Source organism: Streptomyces sp. TRM70350 (assembly GCF_019219825.1).
Lineage (GTDB): Bacteria > Actinomycetota > Actinomycetes > Streptomycetales > Streptomycetaceae > Streptomyces.
This window is the reverse complement of record NZ_JAHUXH010000001.1, coordinates 162,851-182,357: the sequence shown is the minus strand read 5'-3', so window position 1 is coordinate 182,357 and position 19,507 is coordinate 162,851. Positions and strand designations below refer to the sequence as shown.

Below are 19,507 nucleotides of genomic sequence, written 5' to 3'. Positions count from 1 at the left end.
ACGCCCCCTGGACACCACCCACCGGATGCGGGATAACAAGCTTCATACAGTATTCGTCGACTGTATGCAATGTACCGCGAGAGCGTTCCAACCCCCTAGGAAGGGACAGGACTTCGCCATGCCCGACGACACCCAGGACGTCATTTCCGGCGGTCATCTCGTCGCCAAGGCCTTGAAGGCCGAGGGGGTCGACCGCATCTACACCCTGTGCGGCGGCCACATCATCGACATCTACGACGGCTGCGTCGACGAGGGCATCGAGGTCGTCGACGTCCGTCACGAACAGGTCGCCGCGCACGCCGCCGACGGTTACGCGCGGATCACCGGCAAGCCCGGCTGCGCGGTCGTCACCGCGGGCCCGGGGACGACCGACGCCGTCACCGGGGTCGCCAACGCCTTCCGCGCGGAGTCGCCGATGCTGCTGATCGGCGGTCAGGGCGCCCTCACCCAGCACAAGATGGGATCCCTGCAGGACCTCCCGCACGTCGACATGATGACGCCGATCACCAAGTTCTCGGCGACCGTGCCGGACACGGCACGCGCGGCGGACATGGTGTCGATGGCGTTCCGCGAGTGCTACCACGGCGCGCCCGGCCCCTCCTTCCTGGAGATCCCGCGCGACGTCCTCGACGCCAAGGTGCCCGCGGACAAGGCGCGCGTGCCGAAGCACGGCGCCTACCGCGCCTCGACCCGCTCGGCCGGCGACCCCGAGGCGATCGAGAAGCTCGCCGACCTGCTGGTGCACGCCGCCAAGCCCGCGATCCTGCTGGGCAGCCAGGTATGGACGACCCGCGGCACCGAGGCGGCCATCGAGCTGGTCCGCACGCTGAACATCCCGGCGTACATGAACGGCGCAGGACGCGGCACGCTCCCGCCCGGCGACCCGCACCACTTCCAGCTGTCGCGCCGGTACGCCTTCTCCAACGCCGACGTCATCGTCATCGTCGGTACGCCCTTCGACTTCCGCATGGGCTACGGCAAGCGGCTGTCGGCGGACGCGACCGTCGTGCAGATCGACCTGGACTACCGGACCGTCGGCAAGAACCGCGACATCGACCTCGGCATCGTCGGCGACGCGGGACTCGTGCTGAAGTCGGTGACCGAGGCCGCCTCAGGGCGCGTCAACGGCGGCGCGTCGAAGCGCAAGGAGTGGCTCGACGAGCTGCGCGCCGCCGAGCAGACCGCGCTGGACAAGCGGCTGCCGCAGCTGCGCTCGGACGCCTCGCCGATCCACCCGTACCGGCTGGTCAGCGAGATCAACGACTTCCTCACCGAGGACTCGATCTACATCGGCGACGGCGGCGACATCGTCACCTTCTCCGGTCAGGTGGTGCAGCCCAAGTCACCGGGCCACTGGATGGACCCGGGCCCGCTGGGCACGCTCGGCGTCGGGGTGCCGTTCGTGCTCGCGGCCAAGCAGGCGCGACCCGACAAGGAGGTCGTCGCCCTCTTCGGCGACGGTGCCTTCTCGCTCACCGGCTGGGACTTCGAAACCCTCGTCCGCTACAACCTCCCCTTCGTCGGCATCGTCGGCAACAACTCCTCCATGAACCAGATCCGCTACGGCCAGGCCGCCAAGTACGGCAAGGAGCGCGAGCGGGTCGGCAACACCCTCGGCGACGTCCACTACGACAAGTTCGCGCAGATGCTGGGCGGTTACGGCGAGGAGGTCCGTGACCCCGCCGACATCGGCCCCGCGCTGCGGCGCGCCCGCGAGTCGGGCAAGCCGTCGCTGATCAACGTCTGGGTCGACCCGGACGCGTACGCCCCCGGAACCATGAACCAGACCATGTACAAGTGAGGTGATCCGGTGACCGCAAAGGCTCTCGAAGGCATCCGCGTCCTGGACATGACCCACGTCCAGTCCGGGCCCTCCGCGACCCAGCTCCTGGCGTGGCTCGGCGCGGACGTCGTCAAGCTTGAGGCGCCGACCGGGGACATCACGCGCAAGCAGCTGCGCGACCTCCCGGACGTCGACTCCCTCTACTTCACGATGCTCAACTGCAACAAGCGGAGCATCACCCTCAACACCAAGACCGAGCGCGGCAAGGAACTCCTCACCGAGCTGATCCGGCGCTCCGACGTCATGGTCGAGAACTTCGGCCCGGGCGCGGTCGACCGTATGGGGTTCACCTGGGACCGCATCCAGGAGATCAATCCGCGTGTCGTCTATGCCTCCATCAAGGGGTTCGGCGACGGCCCGTACACCAACTTCAAGGCGTACGAGGTCGTCGCGCAGGCCATGGGCGGGTCGATGTCGACCACCGGTTTCGAGGACGGGCCGCCGCTGGCGACGGGAGCCCAGATCGGGGACTCGGGGACAGGCGTGCACGCCGTGGCGGGCATCCTCGCCGCTCTGTACCAGCGGGAGCGCACCGGGCGCGGGCAGCGGGTCAACGTGGCCATGCAGCACGCTGTACTCAACCTGTGCCGGGTGAAGCTGCGGGACCAGCAGCGCCTGGCACACGGGCCGCTTGCTGAATATCCGAACGAGGACTTCGGCACGGAAGTTCCCCGCTCGGGAAACGCGTCCGGCGGAGGCCAGCCCGGCTGGGCGGTCCAGTGCGCGCCGGGCGGCCCGAACGACTACGTGTACGTCATCGTGCAGCCCGTCGGCTGGCAGCCGATCAGCGAGTTGATCGGCCGGCCCGAGTTGGCCGACGACCCGGAGTGGGCGACGCCGGAGGCCCGGCTGCCCAAGCTCAACAAGATGTTCCAGCTGATCGAGGAGTGGTCCTCGACCCTGCCCAAGTGGCAGGTGCTGGAGAAGCTCAACGCCCACAACATCCCGTGCGGGCCGATCCTGTCCACCAAGGAGATCATCGAGGACGCCTCGCTGGCCGCCAACGAGATGGTCGTCCGGGTGCCGCACCCGGAGCGCGGCGAGTTCGTGACCGTGGGCAGCCCGCTGAAGCTGTCCGACTCCCCCGTGGAGGTGACCAGCTCACCCCTGCTGGGCGAGCACAACGAAGAGGTCTACGTCGGCGAGCTCGGCCTCGGCGACGAGGAGCTGCGCCTGCTCAAGTCGAACGGAGTGATCTGACGTGATGGCCGAAGACCGGGTGCTGAGGGTGCGTACGCTCCTCGACACCGTCCGGGCCGAGGGGCGCACGGCGCTCACCGCTCCCGAGGGCAAGGTGATCGCGGACGCGTACGGGATCGCCGTACCCGGCGAGGAGCTGGCGACCGACGTCGACGAGGCCGTGGCGTGTGCCGCACGGCTCGGCGGGCCCGTCGTGATGAAGATCGTCTCGCCGGACATCCTGCACAAGACCGACGCCGGCGGGGTGATCGTCGGTGTCGAGGGCGCCGCCGACGTACGGGCCGCGTTCCACACGATCATCGACAACGCGCGCGCGTACAACGCGAACGCCCGTATCGAGGGCGTACAGGTACAGGAACTGCTCCCCCAGGGGCAGGAGGTCATCGTCGGCGCGGTGACGGACCCGACGTTCGGGAAGGTGGTGGCCTTCGGGCTCGGCGGGGTGCTGGTCGAGGTCCTCAAGGACGTCACCTTCCGGCTCGCCCCCGTGGACGCCGACGAGGCGCTGTCCATGCTGGACTCGATCCGGTCGGCGGAGATCCTGCGCGGGGTGCGCGGCGCGGCGGGTGTGGACCGGTGGGCGATCGCCGAGCAGATCCGCCGGGTGTCCCAACTCGTCACGGACTTCCCGGAGATCGCCGAGGTGGACCTCAACCCGGTGATCGCCACCCCGGAGGGCGCGGTCGCCGCCGACATCCGGGTGATCCTGTCGGAGGCGCCGGTGAAGCAGCGCCTCCGCTACGCGCGCGAGGAGATCCTCACCTCCATGCGCCGGTTGATGCAGCCGCGTTCGGTCGCCGTGATCGGCGCCTCCAACGAGCAGGGCAAGATCGGCAACTCGGTGATGCGCAACCTCGTCGACGGCGGTTTCTCCGGGGAGATCCACCCGGTGAACCCCAAGGCCGATGACATTCTGGGCCGCAAGGCGTACAAGAGTGTCACGGACGTTCCCGGTGAGGTGGATGTGGCCGTGTTCGCCATCCCCGCCAAGTTCGTCGCTGCGGCGCTGGAGGAGGTGGGGCGCAAGGGGATCCCGAACGCCGTGCTGATTCCCTCCGGGTTCGCGGAGACGGGCGAGCACGAGCTCCAGGCCGAGATCGTGGCGATCGCCGAACGGCACGGAACCCGGCTGCTCGGCCCGAACATCTACGGCTACTACTCGACCTGGCAGGACCTGTGCGCGACGTTCTGCACGCCGTACGACGTCAAGGGCGGGGTCGCGCTGACCTCGCAGTCGGGCGGCATCGGGATGGCCATCCTGGGCTTCGCCCGGACCACGAAGACGGGCGTGTCGGCGATCGTGGGCCTCGGCAACAAGTCGGACCTGGACGAGGACGACCTGCTGACCTGGTTCGGCGAGGACCCGCACACCGAGTGCATCGCCATGCACCTGGAGGACCTCAAGGACGGCCGCGCCTTCGTGGAGGCCGCACGGGAGACCGTGCCGAAGAAGCCGGTGGTGGTCCTGAAGGCGGGCCGTACGGCGGCGGGCGCGAAGGCCGCCGGCTCGCACACCGGCGCCCTCGCGGGCGACGACGCGGTGTACGACGACATCCTGAAGCAGGCCGGGGTCATCCGGGCGCCCGGGCTGAACGACATGCTGGAGTACGCGCGCGCGTTGCCGGTGCTTCCCACCCCCAGGGGCGACAACGTCGTGATCATCACCGGGGCCGGCGGCAGCGGCGTACTGCTCTCGGACGCGGTGACCGACAACGGCCTGTCCCTGATGGAGATCCCCCCGGATCTGGACGAGGAGTTCCGGAAGTTCATCCCGCCCTTCGGGGCCGCGGGCAACCCGGTGGACATCACCGGGGGCGAGCCGCCGTCGACGTACGAGGCGACGATCCGGCTCGGCCTGGAGGATCCGCGCATCCATGCGCTCGTCCTCGGCTACTGGCACACCATCGTGACCCCTCCCATGGTCTTCGCCGAGCTCACCGCGCGCGTGGTGGCCGATTTCCGTCAGCGCGGGATCGACAAGCCCGTGGTGGCCTCGCTCGCGGGCGATGTCGAGGTGGAGGAGGCGTGCCAGTACCTGTACGAGCGGGGGGTCGTGGCGTACCCGTACACGACGGAGAAGCCGGTGGCCGTGCTCGGTGCGAAGTACCGGTGGGCGCGGGCGGCGGGGCTCTTGGGGGGCGGCTCATGAGGTGAGGGGGGAGGGAGCCGGCCGACGGTGCGCGTCGGCCGGCTCCGGGACCCGCGCGCGCACGAAAGGCATTGGACAGGGGGCGCTGGCCAGAACTTTCGACGCTAGGGGTGCAACACGACATGACAACCACCGATCTGCCGACGTCGGCTCCCTACCGTGAGGTGACCGACGCGAACGGACGCGTCTACCGCATCGGCGAGTCCGACATCGACATCATGGGTCGCAAACGCAAGTGGATGGTCATCCTGCCCTGGGTCGGCATGATGGGCATCAGCTCGGCCGAGTACGCCTTCGCGTCTGCCGAGGACACGCTGCACACGGCGCACAGCTGGAGCAGCGGGCACATCTTCTGGATGCTGGGCGTCTGGGTGTTCTTCCAGGCCGCGGTCGCCTTCCCCGCCGGGAAGCTGCGCGAGAGCGGCAAGCTGCCGGCCCGCTGGGCCATGATGCTCGGCGCGGTCGGCACCCTGCTGGGCTATCTGTCGCTCGCCTTCGCGCCGCATGTGATCGTCGCCTACATCGGCTTCGGCATGTTCAGCGGCATGGGCGCGGGCATGGTCTACGCGACCTGCGTGAACATGGTCGCCAAGTGGTATCCGGAGCGCAAGGGCGGCAAGACGGGCTTCGTCAACGGCGGCTTCGCGTACGGCTCGGTGCCGTTCGTCTTCCTCTTCACCGGCTACATGGACCTCACCAACTTCCGCTGGGTGCTGGTCTGCGTGGGCATCTTCCTCGCCGCGGTCGTCGCCACGTCGGGCTACTTCTTCCGCGACCCGCCGAAGAACTGGTGGCCGGCCGACGTCGACCCGCTGAAGAAGCCCGACGACGCGCGGGCCCGGCGCGCGCTGGAGAAGAACCCGCCGGCCGTGCACCAGTACACCCCCATGGAGGCGTGGCGGACCGGCCGCGTGGCCCTCATGTGGTTCTGTCTGCTGTGCACCTCGGGCGTGAACATCTTCGGCATCGCCTTCCAGGTGCCCTTCGGTGACGAGGCCGGCTTCGCGGGCGGCATCGTGGCGACCGCCATGTCCCTGAAGGCGATCGTCAACGGCACGGGCCGCGGGGTCATCGGCTGGCTCTCGGACCGGTACGGCCGCAAGCAGTGCCTGATCTTCGTCTGCGTCGTCCTCGGCCTGTCCCAGTACGGGATCCTGTTCTCCGGGAACATCGGCAACCTGCCGCTGTTCCTGCTGTTCTCGTCCATCTCCGGCTTCGGCGGCGGCGCCATCTTCCCGATGTTCGCGGCCATGACCGCCGACTACTTCGGCGAGAACAACAACGCCTCCAACTACGGCCTGGTGTACTCGTCGAAACTGGTCTCCGGGCTGCTCGGCTCCGGCATGGGCGCCGTGGTGGTGGCCGCCTGGGACTACTCCGGCGCGTTCATCCTGGCCGGCTCGATCTCCCTGTTGGCGGGCTTCATGGCCCTGTTCCTGCACCCACCGGGACGGCCCCGGCCCAAGCGCATCACCCCCAACCCGCAGCCGCTCGGCGAGGAGACGGCGTGAGGTGACGGCGGGCGCCGTCGGCCGACGGTGCGCTACGAGGAGGCCCTCCCGGCGTGGGGAGGACCTCCTCGTGTCCGTGGGAGCGGTCAGCACTTCTCCCGCAGCGAGTGCAGGTGGGCGCTGGAGCGCCGGGCGAACGTGAAGGACTCGGTCGGGTTGTCGTGCTCGGCCTGCCAGTGGTGGGCGAACCGCCGGCCGCGCAGCCGGGTCACGGCGGAGATGAACCGCTTGTAGTCGATGTCGCCGTCGCCGACGTCGACCATGCGGTAGCCGTGCTGCGTCGACGGGTCGCTCACGCCGTCCTTGACATGGAAGAGCGGGTAGCGGTCGGGCCGGCGCAGGACGTAGTCGAGGGGCTCGAACGGCGCGGGTGTGCCGTCGGGCCGCTGGGAGAAGCGGAACTGACCGACGTAGGCCCAGTAGATGTCCATCTCCAGGTGGACGAGGTCGGGGTCGGTCTCGGCGAGCAGTACGTCGTAGAGCCTGACCTTGGGGTTGTCGCTCGCGAAGGAGAACTCCTCGGAGTGGTTGTGCTGGTAGAACTTCATGCCGCGCGCCTTCGCCGCCGCGCCGTACGTGTTGAAGTCCTCGGCGGCGCGCTTCCACGCGTCGACGGTGGAGCCGTAGCGAAACGGTCCGGCGGCGGTGCCGATGTGCTTCAGGCCGAGGGCCTCGGCGTCGTCGAGGACCTTGGTGAGGTTCTGGGCGAAGGTGTAGGCGTTGGGGTCGCTGGAGTAGTAGCCGACGTGGCTGCCGATGGGGTTCAGGCCGTGGTTCCGCGCCAGCCGCCTGAGCTGGGCGAGCGTGATGGGGCCGGCCGAGCCCTGGGTGTAGCCGGCGAACTCGACCTCGTCGTAGCCGTACTTCTCCAGCTCGGCGAAGACGGGGCCGAAGCCGAGGGTGGAGACCTTGTCGCGCAGGCTGTAGAGCTGGATGCCGAGGCGACCGGGAGGCAGGACGGGGCGGCCACGGCCGTGCGAGCCCCTCGCGGTCTCGGTGGCGGCCGCAGCGGGGGTCGTGGCGGCGCCCAGCAGGGCTGCGGCGGTGGCGCCGGCGGCCACGCCGAGCATGCCTCGTCTGGTGAGGCGGTGGGTGAGTTCGGGATCGGGCTGGGAGTTGCGGCTCATACCTGGAACTCCTCGATGTCGGAGGGCGTTGTCAGTGGTGAGTGCTTCACTGGTGACCAGTCAGGACAGACCGGCCAGTTGGAGCAGCAGTGACTTCACGTCGGTGGCCGCCACACGGCCGCCGACTGCGCGGGGGGTGGAGCAGATGAGGAGCGGACCGTCGTCGTCGCTCACGGGAAGGCGGCCGTGGCTGCCGCGAATAGGTGAGGGATCCAGCGGTACGACCGCCATGCGGTAGCGCATGCCGAGCTTCTTGCGGGCCAGTGCGGTGGCCGCCTTGACCTTGACGTAGGGGTCGAGGGGATCCATGAAGAGCTCGACCGGGTCGTAGCCGGGTTTGCGGTGGATCTCGACGAGTCGCGCGAAGTCGGGCGCGCGGGCGTCATCGAGCCAGTAGTAGTACGTGAACCAGGCGTCCGGCTCCGCGACGGCGACCAGTTCGCCGGCCCGCGGATGGTCGAGATGGTGGGCCTTCTTGCCCTCGTCGTCGAGGAGTTGCTCGATCCCGGGCAGTCCGTCGAGCACGGCGCGGGTCGCGTCGAGGTCCTCGGGGCGGCGCACATAGACGTGGGCGATCTGGTGGTCGGCGACGGCGAAGGCCCGGGACGCCATCGGGTCGAGGTACTCCATGCCGTCCTGCGTGTGCACCTCCAGCAGGCCCGCCCGGCGCAGTGCGCGGTTGATGTCGACGGGCCGGCTCACGCGGGTGATGCCGTATTCGGAGAGCGCGACGACGGTACGGCCCTCCGCGCGGGCGTCGGCCAGCAGCGGGGCCATGGCCGCGTCGAGGTCGGCGGCCGCCTTCAGGGAGCGCGGGTCGTCGGGGCCGAAGCGTTGCAGGTCGTAGTCGAGGTGAGGGAGGTAGCACAGGGTCAGGTCGGGGTGCCGGGTGCTCAGGATGTGGCGGGTCGCGGCGATGATCCACCGGCTGGAGGCGAGGTCCGCGCCGGGACCCCAGAAGTGGAACAGCGGGAAGGTACCGAGTTTCTCGGTGAGTTCGTCGTGGAGGCCCGGCGGGCGGGTGTAGCAGTCGGGTTCCTTGCGGCCGTCGGCGTAGTAGATCGGACGGGGGGTGACGGTGATGTCGGTGTCGGCGCCCATGGCGTACCACCAGCAGATATTGGCGACCGTGTAGCCGGGGTGGGCGCGGCGGGCGGCGTCCCAGAGTTTGTCGCCGGCGACCAGGCCGTTGTGCTGGCGCCACAGCAGGACGTCGCCGAGTTCACGGAAGTACCAGCCGTTGCCGACGATCCCGTGCTCGGAGGGCGTGGTGCCGGTCAGGAAGGTGGACTGGGCGGCGCAGGTGACGGCGGGCAGGACGGTGCCCAGTGGGGCGTGGGAGCCGGACTGGGCGAGGGTCTTCAGGTGCGGCATGTGGTCGAGGAGACGGGGGGTGAGGCCCACGACGTCGAGGACGAGGAGCGGGGTGGGGCGCGCGGTGGCGGGGGCGTTCACGGCAGCTCCTTCAGTCCGAGGTCTGTCAGCAGGTCGCGGGCGAGGGTGAGTTCGGCCGCGATGCCGTCCGTGAGCTGGGTGCGGGCGCGGGGACGCAGCTCCGGTGGGAGGGCCTGCCAGGTGTAGGTCTCGACCTCCAGGTGGTGGGTGAGCGGGCTGGTGCCGCCGACGAGGCGGGCCAGGGCGGTCTTCAGTACGGCGAGCGTGGAGGTGAGGGGCGCGGCGGGGGCCGCGTGCAGCGGGACGTGGAAGTGGGCGCGCCACGGCGAGGCGTCGGGCAGGGCGTCGTCCTGGAGGGCTGCGCCGAGGTCGTCGGTGCCGCGCAGGCCGGCGGCGGTGGCGGTGCGTGTCTGGTGCAGGAAGCGGGGTTCGTCGAAGGCGGCGAGGGCGTCGCGGACTTCGGGGAGATGGGGGTGTTCGGCGTGCAGTGCGGCGGAGAGCTGGGATTTGACGACGGGGACGCCGGCCTGGGCGAGGGCGTCCAGGGCGGTGTGCGGGTCTTCGAAGGAGGTGGCGAGGTGGCAGGTGTCGACGCAGATGCCGATGCGGTCGTGGGCGATCGCGGTCAGCGGGGCGATGGCGTCGCCGGTGGTCTCGATGACGCAACCGGGCTCGGGTTCCAGGCCGACGCGGATGGAGCGGCCGGTCAGTTCCTGGAGGGCGTCGAGGCGTTCGCCGAGGGTGCGCAGGGCGGTGTGGGCGGTGCCGGCCCGTCGGCTGTCCTGAGGGGTGCGCCAGGCGAGCGGGAGGGTGGAGACGCTGCCCTCGGTGACGTCGTCGGGGAGGATCCCGGCGAGGACGCGGGCGAGGGCGGTGGTGTGGTCGAGGCGTTCGGGGTCGGCCCAGTCCGGCTTGTATACGCGGTACTTGACCTCTTCGGCGCCGAAGCCCTCATAGGGGAAGCCGTTGAGGGTGACGACTTCGAGGCCGCGCCGGTCGAGTTCGGTGCGCAGAACGCGCAGCGCGGACGGGTCGGTGACGAGGGCGTGGGCGGCGTCCCTGGCGAGCCACAGGCCGATGCCGAGCCGGTCGCGGCCGAGGCGGCGGCGGACGGGCTCACAGTGGTCGCGGAGCTGGGCGAGGACACCGTCGAGGGTTTCGGCGGGGTGGACGTTGGTGCAGTAGGCGAGGTGCACCGTGGAGCCGTCGGGATGGCGGAAGCGCATGGCTCACTCCCCGCCGCGCAGGATGGAGTTGCCCTCGTGGGTGGCGTCGGTCGCGGCGATGTCGAGGTTCAGTCGGCCGCTGAGCCCGTAGAACGCGACGGGGTTGCGCCACAGGACCTGGTCGACGTCGTCCTCGGTGAAGCCCTCGGCGAGCATCAGATCGCCGACCTTGCGGGTCTTCAGGGGATCGCTGCGCCCCCAGTCGGCGGCGGAGTTCACCAGCACCTGCTCGGCCCCGTAGGTGCGCAGGATCGCGATCATCCGGTCCTCGTCCATCTTGGTGTCCGGATAGACGGAGAAGCCCAGCCAGCAGCCGCTGTCCTTGGCCTCCTTGACGGTGGGCTCGTTGAGGTGGTCGAGCAGGACGCGGTGCGGCGGCAGGGCGGACTCCCGCACGAGGTCGAGGGTGCGGCGCAAACCGGCCGACTTGTCGCGGTGGGGGGTGTGCACGAGGGCCGGCAGCTCGTGGTCGGCGGCGAGCTGGAGCTGGGCGGCGAGGGCGGTGTCCTCGGCGGGGGTCATCGAGTCGTAGCCGATCTCGCCGACGGCCACGACGTGGTCCTTGACGAGATACCGGGGCAGTTCGTCGAGGACGGGACGGCAGCGCGGGTCGTTCGCCTCCTTGGGGTTCAGGGCGATGGTGCAGTGGTGGGCGATGCCGTACTGGGCGGCGCGGAAGGGTTCCCAGCCGAGGAGGGAGTCGAAGTAGTCGAGGAAGGTGGCGGGCGAGGTGCGGGGCTGACCGAGCCAGAAGGAGGGCTCGACGACGGCGCGGACACCGGCGGCGTGCATGGCCTCGTAGTCGTCGGTGGTCCTGGACGTCATGTGGATGTGGGGGTCGAAGATGCGCATCAGGACTCCTTGCCGTGGGGGGTGTCCGATCCGTGCGGCGCTGGTGCGGAGTCGGTCAGGGCCAGGACGCGGTGCAGGTCCTCCGGTACGGGACGGCCCGCGGCGGTGCGTTCCGCGGCGTAGTCGCCGAGCATGCGGGCGAGTTCGGCGTCGGCGCGGGCGCGGCGCTCCAGAGCGGCCACGTTGTCCACGGGGACGCCGGTGAAGAGGCACTTCAGTACGGCGTGGCGCCAGTTGTGCGGGTCGAGGTGCCGGGCGGCGTACGGGCCGACGGCGGCGGCGAGGAGCCGGGTGTCGTTGGTGCGCAGGGCGTCCTCGATCAGCGGGAGGGCGTCCGGGCCGGGCACGAGGTGGGGCAGGGCGAGCAGGACGGCGCGGCGCTCGGCGGCGGTGCCCTGGCGGTAGACACGGCTGAGTGCGGCCGCGTCGGCTCCGGCGGTGTGGAGGATCAGCACGCGGGCGGCGTCGGCGTACTCGTCCCCGCAGCGGCGGCCCGCCTCGGCGATGCGCAGTTCCCACACGGAGATGGGGCCGTGCGCGCCGGGGTGGGCGGCGGCCTCGGCGAGGGCCTGGTCGAGCCAGGCGCGGGCGGCTCCGGGGAGGTGGGTGTTGAGGTGGGCGTGGAGGGATCTGAGAGGGGTGTGGGAAGGGTTGGGTGGCTCGGTGGTTGTGTCGGCATCGGCGGCTGACGTGGCGTTGCTGTCCCTGGCCGCGTTCGTGACCGTCGTGTTGTCGTCGGCCTCGCTGGGTGTCGTCGTGTCGTCGGTTCTCGCCGTCGGGGTCGCCGGGGTGGCGTGGGGGTGCTTCACGGGGTGCTCCCTTCAGGGGTGGCGGAGGGCTCGCCGAGGGGTGCGACGGGCGGAGTCGGTGGTGGGACCGGCCCGTGAGGTGGCGCTGCGGTGCGCAGGAACCGGAGGGAGAGTGCGGCGTAGTGCGGGCCCGCGTGGGAGTGGCGGGGCAGTTCGACGACGGTCAGGCCCTGGTAGCCGGTGGCGGCGAGGGCCGCCAGGACGGGCGGGAAGTCGATCTCCCCCTCGCCGAACGGGAGATGGTCATGGACACCGCGGCGCATGTCCTCGATCTGGACGTGGCGCAGCCAGGGCGCGGCGGCGCGTACGCAGTCCGCGGGAGGGAGGGGTTCGAGGCACTGGCAGTGGCCGATGTCGAGCGTGACACCGAGGAGGTCGGGGGCGCCGAGGGTGCGGCGCAGACGGTGGAAGTCGGCGAGGGTGGCGAGGAGGTGGCCGGGCTCGGGTTCGACGGCGAGCGGGACACCGGCGGCGGTCGCGGCGTCCAGGACAGGAGCGAGGCTGTCGGCCAGGCGTTTCCACGCCGTGTCCTCGTCGGTGCCGGGCGGGAGGGTGCCGCTGAAGCAGTGCACGGCGTGGGCGCCGAGGTCGGCGGCCACACGGACGGCCCGGAGCAGCAGGTCGACGCGGCGGGCGCGGTCGTCGGGGTCCGGGTCCAGGAGGGAGGGGCCGTGCTTGCGGCGCGGGTCGAGCACATAGCGGGCGCCCGTCTCCACGGTGACGCTCAGCCCGAGCGCGCTGAGGCGCTGTGCGACTCGGCGGGTACGGGCGGACAGGTCCGGGGCGAGGGGGTCGAGGTGCATGTGGTCGAGGGTCAGACCGACGCCGTCGTAGCCGAGGTCGGCGAGCAGGGCGAGGGCGTCGTCGAGCCGGAGGTCGGCGAGGCCGTTGGTGCCGTAGCCGAAGCGGAGGGGGTGGTGCGGCGGGGTCGGTTCTCCGTGGTCCGGTGCCGGGTTGGGCCAGGGGCTCACGTGATGCTCACTTTCCTCGCGTACTTCCGTCCGATCGGGGCGAGCGCCGCGATGACGAGGGCGGTGACGCCGCCTCCGACGCGGGCGGCGAGCGCGGCCTGGAGCGGGATCATGGCGCGGATGCCGCCGCCGACGGCTCGTTGGGTGAGTGGGGGTGAGGGGTTGAGGGCGGCGTGGGCGTAGGGGCGCCCGGCGGTGGCGGCGTAGGCGGTGGCCAGGGCGGTACGCAGGGCACCGTCGAGTGTGAGACCGGCCCGGTCGTGCGCGGACCTCCGGCGCCCGGTGCCGGTGGCGGTGCCGATGCCGGTGGCGGTGCCCGACCCGACGCTGGCGCCGGTCCTGGCGTCGACCCCGGTGTCGCTCCTGACGCCGATCCTGGCGCCGCTCCCGGCGTCGACCCCGGCGCCCCTCCTGGCGTCAACCCTGATGCCAATCCTGGCGCCGCTCGTGACGCCGCTCCTGACGCCGATCCTGACGCCGATCCCGGCGTCGACCCCGGCGCCCCTCCTGACGTCGACCCTGGTGCCAATCCTGGCGCCGCTGCTGGCGCCGGTCCTGGCGCCGCTGCTGGCGCCGCTCCTGATGCCGCTCCTGACGCCGCTCCTGGCGCCGGTGCCGTTCGACGTGGCGTCCTTCACGCCCTGCGTGCCGCGTGCCACGAGCCGGGTGAGGACGGCCGTCGCGGTGAGGGCCGCCAGCGGTGCCAGTGCCGAGCCGCCCTGGGTCTCCCGGCGGGAGACCGCCGTCACCGCGAGCGTGTGGGTGCCGAGGAGGGCGGCGGAGGGCAGTGCCTCCCACGGACGGCCGGTGGTGGCGGCGGCGCCGAGGAGGTGGTCGAGGCCACGGGCGGCGGCCATGGCCACGGGGCCGGCGGGGGTGTGCTTCAGCGCGAGATCGTACGCCCAGACCGTGGCCGCGAGGGGGGTGGCCACGGCCAGGGCCGGGCGGCCGGCGCGGGCCGCGAGGGCCAGCCCGGCTGCGGTGAGGGCGCAGGCCGCCGTGAGGGCGGAAGACGGCCGGATCCGCCCGGAGGGCAAGGGCCGCTCGGGGCGCTCGGCGGCGTCCTCCTCCCGGTCCGCCCAGTCGTTGAGGGCCATACCGGCCTCGTAGAGGCACAGGGAGGAACCGATGGCGAGGACGGTCCGCGGGTTGGGGCGGGCACCCGTGGCGACGGCACCGCTCAGGGCGTCGCCGGGGACGGTGGACAGCGCGGGAAGCCGCAGCAGTTCGGCCCAGGCGCGGCTACGGCTCATGGCCGCTCTCCCCGGGGCGCCTCGCCCTGGGCCGACTGCGCGGACGCCTCCGCCCCGGCGACCACGTCCGCGACGGCACCACCCGTCTTCGCACCGGCGCCGCCCGCCACGGCACCGTCACCCCTGCCGAGGTCGGCGGAGGCAACCGCACCTGCGAGCCGTTCCGCCAGTCGGCCCAGCGCCGCGTACTGCTCGGCCAGGCCCGCCGGTCCGTCCCCCACCGGGTCCTTGAAGTAGAAGCCCAGTTCGCTCAACGGCCCGGCCAGGCCGACCTCGTGGGACCGGGCGGTCAGGCGGGCCAGGTCCAGGACCAGGGGTGCCGCCAGGGCCGAGTCGCAGCCCTGCCAGATGGTCTGGAGGATCATACGGGTGCCGAGGAAGCCGTCGAAGGCGATGTGGTCCCAGGCGGTCTTCCAGTCGCCGAGGGCCGGGACGTCGTCGATGTGCACCTCGCCCTCGGGAACGGCGCCGAGGGTCTCGGCGAGGACGCGTTCCTTGCCGGCGTTCTTCGCCGCCGCGGCGGCCGGGTCGGCGAGGGCCGCGCCGTCGCCGCCGCCGAGCAGGTTGGTTCCGGACCAGGCCCGTACGTTCAGCGCCCGCTGCGCGAACATCGGGCCCAGCACGGCCCGCAGCAACGTCTGTCCGGTCTTGCCGTCCCGGCCCGCGTACGGCAGGCCGCTCCGCTCGGCCTCGCGGGCGGCGACGGGGTGGTGCATGCCCTCGGACGGGGTGAAGTTGACGTAGGGGCAGCCCGCGCGCAGGGCCGCCAGCGCGTACAGGGTGCTGGCCGGCAGCGGGGCGTCGGGCCCCTGGGACGCGGGTTCGGTGGAGGCGAGGTTCACCACGACGGCCCGCTCCAGCTCGTGGCGGTGCACGAAGTCGCGTATGTCGTCGGCGAAGGCCGTGATCAGTTCGGCCTCGCTCCTGGTGTCCCCCGGGGTGGGGCCGCCGGGCCTGATCTCCCGGTCGGCGGCGGCGAGTTCGGCGGCGACGGCGGCCGCGACGCCCGGCGGGAGGACTCCGCCGGCGGTCAGGGTCTCGGCGCGTTTGGGCAGGGGGCAGTCGACGGTGTCATGGCCGCCGAAGACGAGGTCGGACAGCGCGGGCAGGCCGCTGTCGGTGAACGCCGGCGTCTCGGTCACCATGCCGGTCGGCGGGTGCAGTCCCGCGGTGACGGCGGCGCACCCCGTGACGACGGTGGTGGCGACGGAGCCTCGGGCGCCGATCAGCCACACCCCCACACGCGGTCGGGTAAGGGACGCGGACATGGGCAGCCTCCTTGTCGTGCGCGAACCCGGGGGGAGGGACGGAGACGGCGGGCGGGGGTCCGGCGTCCCCCGCCCGCCGCCGTTCAGTCGCCCTTGACGGGCAGTTCCTTCAACTGGATGTTGCGGAAGGAGACCTGGTCGTCGGCGCCGTGGTTCTGCAGGCCGATGTGGCCGTCGGTCAGGCTCCGACGGGGGTCCTTGTTGGTGAAGTCGTTGATCTTGACTCCGTTGAGGAACACCTGGAGGCGTTCGCCCTGGACCTTGATCTCGTAGGAGTTCCACTGCCCGGGCGGCCGCAGGACCTGGTCACGGGCCTTGATGTTCGCCGACTTGAACGAGTAGACGGAGCCCGTGGTGCGGTCGGGCGCGTCCGTGGCGTCGATCTGGATCTCGTAGCCCTTGTTCACCGCGGACCAGGGGTCGTCGGAGGCCGGGAAGCCCACGAAGATCCCGGAGTTGTCGTCGCCCCGCATCTTCCAGTCGAGCTTGAGGGAGTACGACTTCAGTTCCTTGGCCTGGTACCAGAGCAGGCCCATGCCGCCCTCGGACTCAAGGGTGCCGTCCTTGACGTTGAACGTGCCGGGGCCGGCCTGCTTCCAGCCGTCCAGGGTCTGGCCGTTGAAGATCTTCCGGTAGCCCTTGCTCGGCTTGCAGTCGGCCTTGACCTGGCCGGTGGCGTACTGCAGACCGCCGAGCAGATGGGCCCGGAAGGCCTGATCGGCGTAGGACTCCTTGGTGTGGCCCAGACCGGTGTAGAAGGAGCGGCCGCCGCCGTAGTCCTGGCACCAGGCGATCGGGTGGTCGCCCTTCATGGTGCCGCCCTGGTAGGTCGTCTCGTCCAGGGTGGCGAGGACCTTGACCTGCTCACGCGGGTTGGTGCGGTAGTTGTACCACTCGTCGGTGCGCTCCCAGGCGTCGCCGAGGTGCGACGTCGACGGGTGGTCGTGGTCCTCGACGCGGACGGTGGCCTTCTGGATGGCCGGGTGGGAGTCGAAGTAGGCGCCGACGAGGCCGCCGTAGAACTCCCAGTCGTACTCGGTGTCGGCGGCGGCGTGGATGCCCATGTAGCCGCCGCCGTTCTTGACGTAGTTCTCGAACGCCTTCTGCTGGTCGGCGTTGAGCACGTCACCGGTGGTGGACAGGAAGGTGATCGCGTCGTACTTGGCGAGGTTGGTCGTGGTGAACTGCCGGGCCTCCTCGGTGGCGTCGACCGTGATGCCGGCCTGCGCGCCGAGCTCCTTCAGGGCCGCGATGCCGGCCGGGATGGAGTCGTGCCGGAAACCGGCGGTCTTGGAGAACACCAGGACCCTCTTGCCGCCCTTGAACGGCTCCTTGGAGAACTCGAAGTCGTCCACGTCGTACAGCGCGCCCTCGCCGCCCTTGAAGACCAGGTAGATCTCCGTGGTGCGCTTGGGCAGGGCTCGCAGCGGCACGTCGACGTTCTGGAAGGTCTCCCAGCTGCCGGTCGGCGGGATGTACGCCGAGCCGTGCAGCTTGCCGTCGGGCGAGCCGGTGCGCAGCTCGATGAAGCCGCCCGCGCCGCCGGAGGAGGCCCGCACGGTCATCTTCTTCTGCCCGTCGAACCGGTAGGGGGTGAAGGAGATCCAGTCGCCGTCGTGGACGTCGCCGACGGTCTTGCCACCGTTGGCGCCGGCCTTGTCGATGATCGACACGCCCGACTGGGTGGTGAAGTGCTCGGCCTGGCGGTGCAGCGGCTGGAGCACGGCGCGGGCGGTGCCGGTCAGCGCCTCCTGGCCGTTCGCCCCGCCGTCGGTGTAACTGGCGCCGACGACACCGTAGAGGTTGGCGTTGGGGTCGTGACCGCCGTCACCGGCGGGCGGCTTCAGAGTGCCCTCACAGCCCATCTCGCTGGTCAGCTCGTGGGCGTGGGAGTCGTGGCCGAGGCTGTAGACGACCTTGACCTTGGAGCAGTCGATCGTCTCCTCGGGGTCGGTGACGGTCACCTTGAACGGGACGGGCTCACCGAAGGCGGCCAGGGTGCCGTTGCCCGGGACGTCGATCTTCACCTTGGGCTCGGTGTTGCCGACCACGATCCGGACGCTGGCGTTACCGGTGTTGCCCTCGGGGTCCTTCGCGGTGAAGGACGCGGTGTAGGTGCCGACCTTCTTGTACCTGTGGGTGGGGTTGAGGCCCTCGCCCTGGGTGCCGTCGCCGAAGTCCCAGCTGTAGGTGAGGTCGGAGGAGTCGGCGTCCTTGGCGGAGCCGGTGAAGGCGACCTTCAGGCCGGCCGCGCCGGACGTCTTGTCGGCGCTGACCTCGGCGATCGGGGAGAAGCCGTCCTCGGCGTTCTCGATCCGGTACAGCGCGGAGTTCTCGTCGCCCTGGAACCAGGAGACGCCGTAGTCCAGGACGTAGAGCGCGCCGTCGGGGCCGAACTCCATGTCCATGATCTGGGTGCCGGTCCATGGGAAGTCGTTGATCTTCGCGACCGAACCGTCCTCGTTCTGCTCGATCCGCTTGATCCACCGGCGGCCGAACTCACCTGCGAAGAAGTCGCCGTCGTACGACTCGGGGAACTTCACCTTGGAGTCGAGGTCGGGGTCGTAGCGGTAGACGGGCCCGGCCATCGGGGACTCCGAGCCGCTGCCGAACTCGGGCACGGAACCGCCGTCGTAGGGGATCCAGGCGGCCTGCGCGGGCGGCAGGTCGACCAGGCCCGTGTTGTGCGGCGAGGTGTTCTTCTGGGCGGCGCAGTCGAACTTCTCACCGGAGGTGCCGGTGGCGAAGTCGTAGTCGACGTAGGCGTCGTTGTTCCCGGTGCAGAACGGCCAGCCGAAGTTGGCGGGCTCGGTGACCTTGGCGAACTCGACCTGGCCTGCCGGGCCCCGGTTCGGGTCGGCGGCGCCCGCGTCGGGACCGTAGTCGCCGACGTAGACGATGCCGGTCTTGTCGTCGACGCTCATCCGGAACGGGTTGCGGAAGCCCATCGCGTAGATCTCCGGACGGGTCTTCTCCGTGCCGGGGGCGAAGAGGTTGCCCTCCGGGACGGTGTACGAGCCGTCCTCGGCGACCTTGATACGGAGGATCTTGCCGCGCAGGTCGTTGGTGTTGCCGGAGCTGCGCCGGGCGTCGAACGCGGGATTGCGGCCCTGGCGGTCGTCGATCGGCGTGTAGCCGTCGGAGGCGAAGGGGTTGGTGTCGTCGCCGGTCGACAGGTAGAGGTTGCCGTCCGCGTCGAAGTCGATGTCGCCGCCGACGTGGCAGCAGGTGCCGCGGGAGGCCGCGACGTCCAGGACCTTCTTCTCGCTGGTCATGTCCAGCGTGCCGTTGGGGTTCAGGACGAAGCGGGAGAGGCGGTTGACGCCGTCGAACTTCTCGAAGTCCTCGGCGGTGCCGGTCTCCGGGGCGTCGCCCGCGGGGGTGTCGAGCGGCGGGGCGTAGTAGAGGTAGATCGCCCGGTTGTTCTTGAAGTCCGGGTCGATACCGACGCCCTGCAGACCCTCCTCGTCGTGGCTGTAGACGGGGATCTTGCCGGCGACCTTGGTGACGCCGCCCTGGTCGGTGAGGCGCAGCGTGCCGTCGCGCGAGGTGTGCAGGACGCTGCGGTCCGGGAGCACGGCGAGCGACATCGGCTCGCCCGTCTCGGGCTCGCCCTTGGCGAGCGGCACCTGCTGGAACTGCCCCTCGGCGGCGGCCGGTTCGTCGTGTTCCGGGTGGCCGGGGTGGGCGCCGGCGACGGTCGCCGGGGTGCCCACGGCGAGAAGCAGGCCGGTGAACAGGGCGACGGTGGTGCGAAGCCTGGGGCGCCTCGGGGTGCGGATGCTTCTGAGTCTGGTTCCGTGCACGAAGTCCCTCCGGGAACGGGTGGGCCGTACGGGATGGGTGCGAAGACGTGCGGTGCGGGCGCCGGGGTGCGCCGTCACCCCGGAGGTGTGTGTCCTG

The 19,507-nt window shown here is 70.9% G+C and carries 13 protein-coding genes; 4 read left to right on the top strand and 9 right to left on the bottom strand.

The genetic code is table 11. The annotated features are described in order from the left end of the window. Positions 1-118: 118 nt before the first annotated feature. The 4 genes from KWI83_RS00775 (at position 119) to KWI83_RS00760 (ending at position 6,703) form a co-directional block, all read left to right on the top strand. Positions 119-1,801: a thiamine pyrophosphate-binding protein gene (locus tag KWI83_RS00775; RefSeq protein WP_218512258.1), complete on the top strand. Its 1,683-nt coding sequence runs from the start codon at positions 119-121 to the stop codon at positions 1,799-1,801. Between the two features lie 9 nt (positions 1,802-1,810). Beyond that, positions 1,811-3,043: a formyl-CoA transferase gene (gene frc, locus KWI83_RS00770; protein ID WP_218512257.1), complete on the top strand. Its 1,233-nt coding sequence runs from the start codon at positions 1,811-1,813 to the stop codon at positions 3,041-3,043. Between the two features lie 4 nt (positions 3,044-3,047). Next, on the top strand, positions 3,048-5,192 hold the full coding sequence (locus KWI83_RS00765; protein ID WP_218512699.1) for an acetate--CoA ligase family protein: 2,145 nt from the start codon (positions 3,048-3,050) through the stop codon (positions 5,190-5,192). Positions 5,193-5,314: 122 nt separating this feature from the next. Beyond that, positions 5,315-6,703, top strand: coding sequence for an OFA family MFS transporter (locus KWI83_RS00760; protein WP_218512256.1), 1,389 nt, complete (start codon positions 5,315-5,317; stop codon positions 6,701-6,703). Positions 6,704-6,789: 86 nt separating this feature from the next. On the opposite strand, the gene KWI83_RS00755 is transcribed toward KWI83_RS00760, so the two are convergent. From KWI83_RS00755 to KWI83_RS00715, 9 genes are all read right to left on the bottom strand, one after another. Beyond that, positions 6,790-7,830: a sugar phosphate isomerase/epimerase gene (locus KWI83_RS00755; RefSeq protein WP_218512255.1), complete on the bottom strand. Its 1,041-nt coding sequence runs from the start codon at positions 7,828-7,830 to the stop codon at positions 6,790-6,792. Between the two features lie 60 nt (positions 7,831-7,890). After that, entirely contained in the window at positions 7,891-9,285 is a 1,395-nt protein-coding gene (locus tag KWI83_RS00750) for a nucleotide pyrophosphatase/phosphodiesterase family protein (protein ID WP_218512254.1), read from the bottom strand. Further along, positions 9,282-10,451, bottom strand: coding sequence for a metabolite traffic protein EboE (gene eboE / locus KWI83_RS00745; RefSeq protein WP_218512253.1), 1,170 nt, complete (start codon positions 10,449-10,451; stop codon positions 9,282-9,284). The genes KWI83_RS00750 and eboE overlap by 4 nt, the downstream gene beginning before the upstream one ends. Positions 10,452-10,454: 3 nt before the next feature. Then, positions 10,455-11,303 (bottom strand): TatD family hydrolase, encoded by an 849-nt coding sequence (locus KWI83_RS00740; protein WP_218512252.1) that lies wholly within the window; start codon positions 11,301-11,303, stop codon positions 10,455-10,457. Next, positions 11,303-12,112 carry an EboA domain-containing protein gene (locus tag KWI83_RS00735; RefSeq protein ID WP_218512251.1) on the bottom strand — a complete coding sequence of 270 codons (810 nt, stop codon included), beginning with the start codon at positions 12,110-12,112 and terminating at the stop codon, positions 11,303-11,305. The genes KWI83_RS00740 and KWI83_RS00735 overlap by 1 nt, the downstream gene beginning before the upstream one ends. After that, positions 12,109-13,083, bottom strand: coding sequence for a sugar phosphate isomerase/epimerase (locus tag KWI83_RS00730; RefSeq protein WP_218512250.1), 975 nt, complete (start codon positions 13,081-13,083; stop codon positions 12,109-12,111). The genes KWI83_RS00735 and KWI83_RS00730 overlap by 4 nt, the downstream gene beginning before the upstream one ends. Continuing rightward, the gene (locus KWI83_RS00725; RefSeq protein WP_218512249.1) at positions 13,080-14,336 is read right to left on the bottom strand and encodes an SCO3242 family prenyltransferase; all 1,257 of its coding nucleotides are present in this window, start codon (positions 14,334-14,336) and stop codon (positions 13,080-13,082) included. The genes KWI83_RS00730 and KWI83_RS00725 overlap by 4 nt, the downstream gene beginning before the upstream one ends. Then, entirely contained in the window at positions 14,333-15,604 is a 1,272-nt protein-coding gene (locus KWI83_RS00720) for an inositol-3-phosphate synthase (protein WP_256361598.1), read from the bottom strand. Before KWI83_RS00720 ends, KWI83_RS00725 begins: the two co-directional genes overlap by 4 nt. 83 nt (positions 15,605-15,687) lie before the next feature. Next, positions 15,688-19,410 carry a ThuA domain-containing protein gene (locus KWI83_RS00715; RefSeq protein ID WP_218512248.1) on the bottom strand — a complete coding sequence of 1,241 codons (3,723 nt, stop codon included), beginning with the start codon at positions 19,408-19,410 and terminating at the stop codon, positions 15,688-15,690. Between the last annotated feature and the right edge of the window lie 97 nt (positions 19,411-19,507).

Bases quoted from the DNA above. Each gene is read 5' to 3' on its own strand.
- KWI83_RS00775 (WP_218512258.1), top strand. From the start codon at position 119: ATGCCCGACGACACCCAGGACGTCATTTCCGGCGGTCATCTCGTCGCC.
- KWI83_RS00765 (WP_218512699.1), top strand. From the start codon at position 3,048: ATGGCCGAAGACCGGGTGCTGAGGGTGCGTACGCTCCTCGACACCGTC.
- KWI83_RS00760 (WP_218512256.1), top strand. From the start codon at position 5,315: ATGACAACCACCGATCTGCCGACGTCGGCTCCCTACCGTGAGGTGACC.
- KWI83_RS00755 (WP_218512255.1), bottom strand. From the start codon at position 7,830: ATGAGCCGCAACTCCCAGCCCGATCCCGAACTCACCCACCGCCTCACC.
- eboE (WP_218512253.1), bottom strand. From the start codon at position 10,451: ATGCGCTTCCGCCATCCCGACGGCTCCACGGTGCACCTCGCCTACTGC.
- KWI83_RS00740 (WP_218512252.1), bottom strand. From the start codon at position 11,303: ATGCGCATCTTCGACCCCCACATCCACATGACGTCCAGGACCACCGAC.
- KWI83_RS00725 (WP_218512249.1), bottom strand. From the start codon at position 14,336: ATGAGCCGTAGCCGCGCCTGGGCCGAACTGCTGCGGCTTCCCGCGCTG.
- KWI83_RS00720 (WP_256361598.1), bottom strand. From the start codon at position 15,604: ATGTCCGCGTCCCTTACCCGACCGCGTGTGGGGGTGTGGCTGATCGGC.